At 52.6% G+C, this 5,013-nt stretch carries 8 protein-coding genes; 6 read left to right on the top strand and 2 right to left on the bottom strand.

Translation table 11 applies throughout. The features are described 5' to 3' along the window. Positions 1–162, bottom strand: a 162-nt coding sequence (locus KP701_RS15805; protein WP_215746917.1) for a transposase, incomplete at its 3' end; no start/stop codon positions are given. A 436-nt stretch (positions 163–598) separates the two neighbouring features. Between KP701_RS15805 and KP701_RS15800 the strand changes: the two genes are divergently transcribed. The 6 genes from KP701_RS15800 to KP701_RS15775 all read left to right on the top strand — a co-directional run bounded on the left by KP701_RS15800 (position 599) and on the right by KP701_RS15775 (position 4,767). Next, positions 599–805 carry an ABC transporter permease gene (locus tag KP701_RS15800; RefSeq protein WP_215747878.1) on the top strand — a complete coding sequence of 69 codons (207 nt, stop codon included), beginning with the start codon at positions 599–601 and terminating at the stop codon, positions 803–805. 206 nt (positions 806–1,011) lie between these two features. Then, positions 1,012–1,722 (top strand): DUF4365 domain-containing protein, encoded by a 711-nt coding sequence (locus tag KP701_RS15795; RefSeq protein WP_215747877.1) that lies wholly within the window; start codon positions 1,012–1,014, stop codon positions 1,720–1,722. Between the two features lie 621 nt (positions 1,723–2,343). Beyond that, positions 2,344–2,982, top strand: coding sequence for a tyrosine-type recombinase/integrase (locus KP701_RS15790; RefSeq protein WP_215747876.1), 639 nt, complete (start codon positions 2,344–2,346; stop codon positions 2,980–2,982). Positions 2,983–2,990: 8 nt separating this feature from the next. Further along, positions 2,991–3,329 carry a type II toxin-antitoxin system Phd/YefM family antitoxin gene (locus KP701_RS15785; RefSeq protein ID WP_215747875.1) on the top strand — a complete coding sequence of 113 codons (339 nt, stop codon included), beginning with the start codon at positions 2,991–2,993 and terminating at the stop codon, positions 3,327–3,329. After that, positions 3,326–3,709 carry a type II toxin-antitoxin system VapC family toxin gene (locus tag KP701_RS15780; protein WP_215747874.1) on the top strand — a complete coding sequence of 128 codons (384 nt, stop codon included), beginning with the start codon at positions 3,326–3,328 and terminating at the stop codon, positions 3,707–3,709. Before KP701_RS15785 ends, KP701_RS15780 begins: the two co-directional genes overlap by 4 nt. A 68-nt stretch (positions 3,710–3,777) precedes the next feature. After that, positions 3,778–4,767, top strand: coding sequence for a class I SAM-dependent DNA methyltransferase (locus KP701_RS15775; RefSeq protein ID WP_215747873.1), 990 nt, complete (start codon positions 3,778–3,780; stop codon positions 4,765–4,767). 57 nt (positions 4,768–4,824) lie between these two features. On the opposite strand, the gene KP701_RS15770 is transcribed toward KP701_RS15775, so the two are convergent. Beyond that, positions 4,825–5,013, bottom strand: a 189-nt coding sequence (locus KP701_RS15770; protein ID WP_215747872.1) for an integrase core domain-containing protein, incomplete at its 5' end; no start/stop codon positions are given.

Below are 5,013 nucleotides of genomic sequence, written 5' to 3'. Positions count from 1 at the left end.
CTCATGCATGTCTCGCCAGGGGCAACCTGTGCGCAGAACATGCAGCATACCATTGAGGAACCGGCGATTGTCTCCAGCCGGACGCGCCCAACGTCCGCGTTCAGCCGGCAGAAGTGGACCAATGATCGCCCATTCCTGATCCGTCAGATCACCTCGTGCCATGCCTGCTCCACTGTACTGCCTTCATTGAAGACAACAGTGAATCAGATCTCACGCAGATCGTATAGACCTTTTGTCAACGTGACCTAGACTACCGTTAGGATGAGTATCATCCTAACGATTTTCAGAATATCATAGACCCCGAACTGCCTTTCGATCAGACTTCCTTTTTTCATATTCCGTCGTTCCTATTGCCAGGATCTGGCCTGTCCCTTCTTCGGGGCGTGTATGACATCGAAACTCTTGACAATCGCATGCACCGTTCGCAGGATCTTGAACCTGCGCACGTGCTTAATCAGTTGCGTGAGCTTGCCGTGATCGCTGTGACGGCGGATCCAAGAATGACGGGGGCCGGTTATCCTCCCAAGGCGCTGGTTTTCCTAGCGATCCATAACCACCTATGTGCAATCGCAGGACACGGGTTGGCAGGTCCGGGTTCATGGGGTTGAAGCGCGGGCGCGATTGGCGGCGGATTGGGGCCGGAGCCGGAGTTTCGGTTCTGGTCGCCTATCTCGGGCTGTTCGGGCTTTTCGTCTTCACAGTAGCGCGGTGGACGCATGAAATCGGCATCCGCAAGGTTCTTGGGGCGCGGGTCGGGGAGATACTCTTGTGCTGCTCGGGCGGGAGTTTCTCGGGCCGGTCGTGATGGCGAGCGTGGTTGCGTGGCCTGTCTCGATGTTCTTGATGTAAGGTTAGCTTTCGGGCTTTACGGAGCGTGTCGGGAGTGGGCCAAGACCGTTTTTTCTGGTCGCGGCGATAGCGCTCGCGATTGCGGGCAGGACCTTTGTGGTTCAGGCACTAAAAAGAAACGATCTGCTACCATGCCGCAGAAAATACGAAAGTGGCCAGAAGATGCAATTCACCGCGAACAACACAACGGACCAGATCGGCATCCATTATTTCGGCCTTCGGATAACACGTGACCTGGGTCATATTTGTCGACTAAATACCGGACCGGACGTTGGCATTGATGCCACTATCGAGCTAGTGGACAGCCAGCGGGCTGCCACTGGAGCATATGTGGCGGTTCAGATTAAAACGACGAGAGCCGAGGATAACAAAGACGAGTTTATTCGATATTTTGATGAGCAGCACCGAGAATATTGGATAGATCATAGAGTTCCTGTCGTGTTCGCAGTTGTAAATCCCGATCAGGAGAAGATATGGCTCAAGCATGTCGCCAGTCATACAATAGAACGAGCTGAGAAGAGCTGGAAGATATCGTTTTCCGCGGCGGACGAAATCAAACAAAACGGCCAAAATCTTCTGATGAAGCTGGCGAAGCCTGACGAAGCGGATGGTGTTATGAGGCGACTATCAGCGGTAAAATCCACGCTTCAGAACATCAACGTTATACCGCTATCATTAGATGATATCGGCAATAACCTGGATGTCCTAGAGGATATGCGGAGTGAGTTGGCCATCATAACGCAGATAGTTGATACAGACCCACATAGGTATGGCCACATTGTTAGGAAAGAGCTTAATTCCCTCAAAGTGCGACGGGCGCGCCTTGATAGTGAGCACTCTTATCAGAGAAACGTTGAGATTAACGGTATGTGACGCGGCACACGGCCCGTTTAAACGGTTAGATCTCAAGGACGTCGTGGGGACAACGGGGCGCTGTCGCTGATCGTCGGGTGTTACGTGACCAGTTACTTAGATGAAGAAGGGCTGCGCCATACCAATCTGACGAGCCGACGCAGGAGGCAATGGCTGCCTGCGTCGATCTTCCCCACTCAAGTTAAGGGCTCTGGACACCTGAGATGGTGCCTCTCAGCGCCGGCTGGCGGAAACTGGACGGCATCTTCGTGATCCAGTCGAGGCGCGCGATGAGGGCGTGCCGCATCCTCGTATCATTCCCAGATGCGTCAACGATCAGTGCCGACCGTACTTAAGGTAAGAGGTGTTGCAGGGTCAGATGGCAGTTCAGCCGTAAGTTCAAGGCCGAGGATGTGAAGAGCACAGATCCCAAACTATGTCCGCTTTCGGAAAGTCACGCATCCCGGTTAAATGGCCAGAATGTAGGCGGAAGCAGCAGGTCCGCTTACGCCTACATGTCGGTCATAAGCAAAGCCGATTAAGCTTTCGGAAAGCGGACAGTCGCAATAGTACTCGTTGTCCGTCGATATTCTCGTTCAAACTTCTGATTGCTGCATGTGCAGCTGATCAGGAGAACATACCATGGAGAAGAAAACGCGTTTTCCATCACCTACGTTGAAGGCGTCCGTGCCTTGGAATGTAGGAAAAATGGTTGGCGCCAAGCGGGCACTCAAAGAAAAGCACCTCTGGGCTATTCGGTTCTGGCTCGGGAGCGAACAGCGTGTCAGAGACAGAGCGTTGTTTGATCTTGCTCTCGATAGTAAACTCAGAGGCTGCGATCTTGTCAGCCTTCGTATCGGCGACATCGTTACCAGCGGTCAGGTGCGTCATCGGGCCATGGTCGTCCAGCAGAAAACCCGGCGACCTGTGCAGTTTGAGATTACGGAAACAACGCGCGAAAGTGTGCGAACGTGGCTGGAGCATCGCGGTGGTGGCCTGAATGAGTATGTTTTTCCAAGTCGCCTAAGCGCCAAAGCTCATCTGAGCACAAGGCAATACGCTCGGCTTCTGGATCAATGGGTTCAGGCGGTGGGACTGATCGCCGGGGAATATGGAACTCATTCGCTCCGCCGGACTAAGGTTGCCATGATTTACAAACGAACCGGTAATATCCGAGCCGTGCAGATCCTGCTGGGTCATTCAAAACTGGATAGTACGGTTCGATACCTTGGGGTGGATGTCGAGGACGCTTTGGCTCTGTCGGAAGCCACTGATCTCTGAAATCGAATATGCCTCAGGAATTCTCTACCTCCTCCTTCTGTGTACATGATATGATGACACATAAGGAGGAGACTATGAGCGAGCATCTTTCAGATAATGCAGCATCCCCACAGAAAATCGGTGTTCGGGAGTTCCGGGGAAACCTGACAGCTTATCTGCGTCAGGTCAGACAGGGCAGTACGATCCTCGTGACGTCTCATGATGAGGTTGTGGCTGAACTGCGGCCACCAGCTCCTTCCTATCGCCCTCGTCGTCAGCCAGGAGCTCTTCGAGGACGGATCAGAATGAGCGAAGATTTTGATCAGACACCGGTAGATCTTCTTGAAAGTATGGACCGCGACCTGTGAAGATCCTGTTCGACACGCATGCGTTGCTCTGGTGGCTTTCGGACTCCGATCGGCTGGGTGAGAATGCACGAGAGATCATAGCAGATCCGGCGCATGATATTCTGGTGAGTATCGTGTCGTTATGGGAGATTGCGATCAAAATCCGTATCGGAAAGCTGGATGCGGATATGAACGATATTCTGGCAGCGATTCCTGCGGAAGGTTTCTCTCTCCTACAAATACAGCCTGAACACCTGCAGATCCTTATGTCTTTGCCTCTGCATCACCGTGATCCGTTTGACCATCTCCTGATGGCGCAGGCGCAGGCTGAACACGCCACGTTCCTTTCAGAAGACGGACAAATGGATCATTATCCGATAAAACGAATAGGCTGTTCATGAACACGGAAACTGTCGTCAGAATTCGTCTCATGCCACAAACTGTGAGCAAGTCAGACTAGAGAGTATCAATGCCACTTACCCTTTCTCAACTTGAGCGACACCTGTTCAGTGCAGCGGATATTCTTCGAGGCAAAATGGATGCCTCCGAATTTAAGGAATATATCTTCGGAATGCTTTTTCTGAAGCGTTGTTCCGATGTTTTTGAAGAAGCACGTCTTAACGTAATTGAAAAACGCATTGCAGCAGGCGCATCACGTAAGCAAGCCGAAAAAGACGCCGAGAATAAGGTTTGGTATGGCCGCAGTGGTACTTTCTGGGTGCCTAAGCAGGCTCGCTTTCAATATCTGATGGACGAAGCCCATGAAAACATCGGCGACATGCTTAACAAGGCGCTCGCTGGCATAGAAGCGGAGAACATTGCCCTTGAAGGGGTGCTTGATCACATCGATTTCACAAGAAAGGTCGGTCAAAACAAAATCAGTGATCAGAAGCTTCGTCAGCTGATTAACCATTTCGGAGAAATTCGCCTTCGAAATACAGATTTCGAGTTCCCTGATCTTCTAGGCGCCGCCTATGAATATCTGATTGGTGAGTTCGCTGATTCCGCCGGCAAGAAAGGCGGCGAATTCTACACACCTCGTTCAGTCGTTCGTATGATGGTCCGTCTGCTGAAGCCGACCCTTGAACACGACATCTACGATCCATGCTGCGGTTCGGGCGGGATGCTCATCGCCGCAAAAGATTATATCGACGAAAATGGACAGGATGGACGCAAAGCCAACCTGTTCGGTCAGGAATACTCGGGCACCGTCTGGTCGATCGCCAAGATGAACATGCTGCTTCATGGCATGAGCAGCGCCGACCTGCGTAACGAGGACACCCTCGGAGAGCCACAACATGTCGAGAACGGCGAGCTTCGCCGGTTTGACCGGATCCTGACCAACCCGCCTTTCTCGATCAACTGGGGTTCGAAGGACAAAAACAAGTCTGACGAATACATATGGCAGCCCAAGTTCCGCGAACGCTTCTTTCATGAGGTTCCGCTGGGCTCCAAGTGAGGTGGTCCCGTCCGTTCGGACAGTTTTGCGGGCTTGATAAGCTATACCCGGTTGTTGTTATGCCGCCCTTCTGACGGCGTTGCTGTTGGCCATCTGGTCCGGGGTTAACCCCGGACCAGATGGCGTCGGCACGTCATGATACGCCTCATCGGGCGTACGTCCAGCCAGCGCCGTATGCGGACGCCTTTCGTTATAATGGGCGATCCATCTGCCAAGCCCGGCCCTCAGCTCTGATCCGGTCTCGAA

Origin of the sequence: Gluconobacter sp. P1C6_b, assembly GCF_018811945.1 — a bacterium.
Classification (GTDB): domain Bacteria; phylum Pseudomonadota; class Alphaproteobacteria; order Acetobacterales; family Acetobacteraceae; genus Gluconobacter.
This window is presented reverse-complemented; position numbering and strand designations above follow the sequence as displayed.

Bases quoted from the DNA above. Each gene is read 5' to 3' on its own strand.
- KP701_RS15800 (WP_215747878.1), top strand. From the start codon at position 599: ATGGGGTTGAAGCGCGGGCGCGATTGGCGGCGGATTGGGGCCGGAGCC.
- KP701_RS15795 (WP_215747877.1), top strand. From the start codon at position 1,012: ATGCAATTCACCGCGAACAACACAACGGACCAGATCGGCATCCATTAT.
- KP701_RS15790 (WP_215747876.1), top strand. From the start codon at position 2,344: ATGGAGAAGAAAACGCGTTTTCCATCACCTACGTTGAAGGCGTCCGTG.
- KP701_RS15785 (WP_215747875.1), top strand. From the start codon at position 2,991: ATGCCTCAGGAATTCTCTACCTCCTCCTTCTGTGTACATGATATGATG.
- KP701_RS15775 (WP_215747873.1), top strand. From the start codon at position 3,778: ATGCCACTTACCCTTTCTCAACTTGAGCGACACCTGTTCAGTGCAGCG.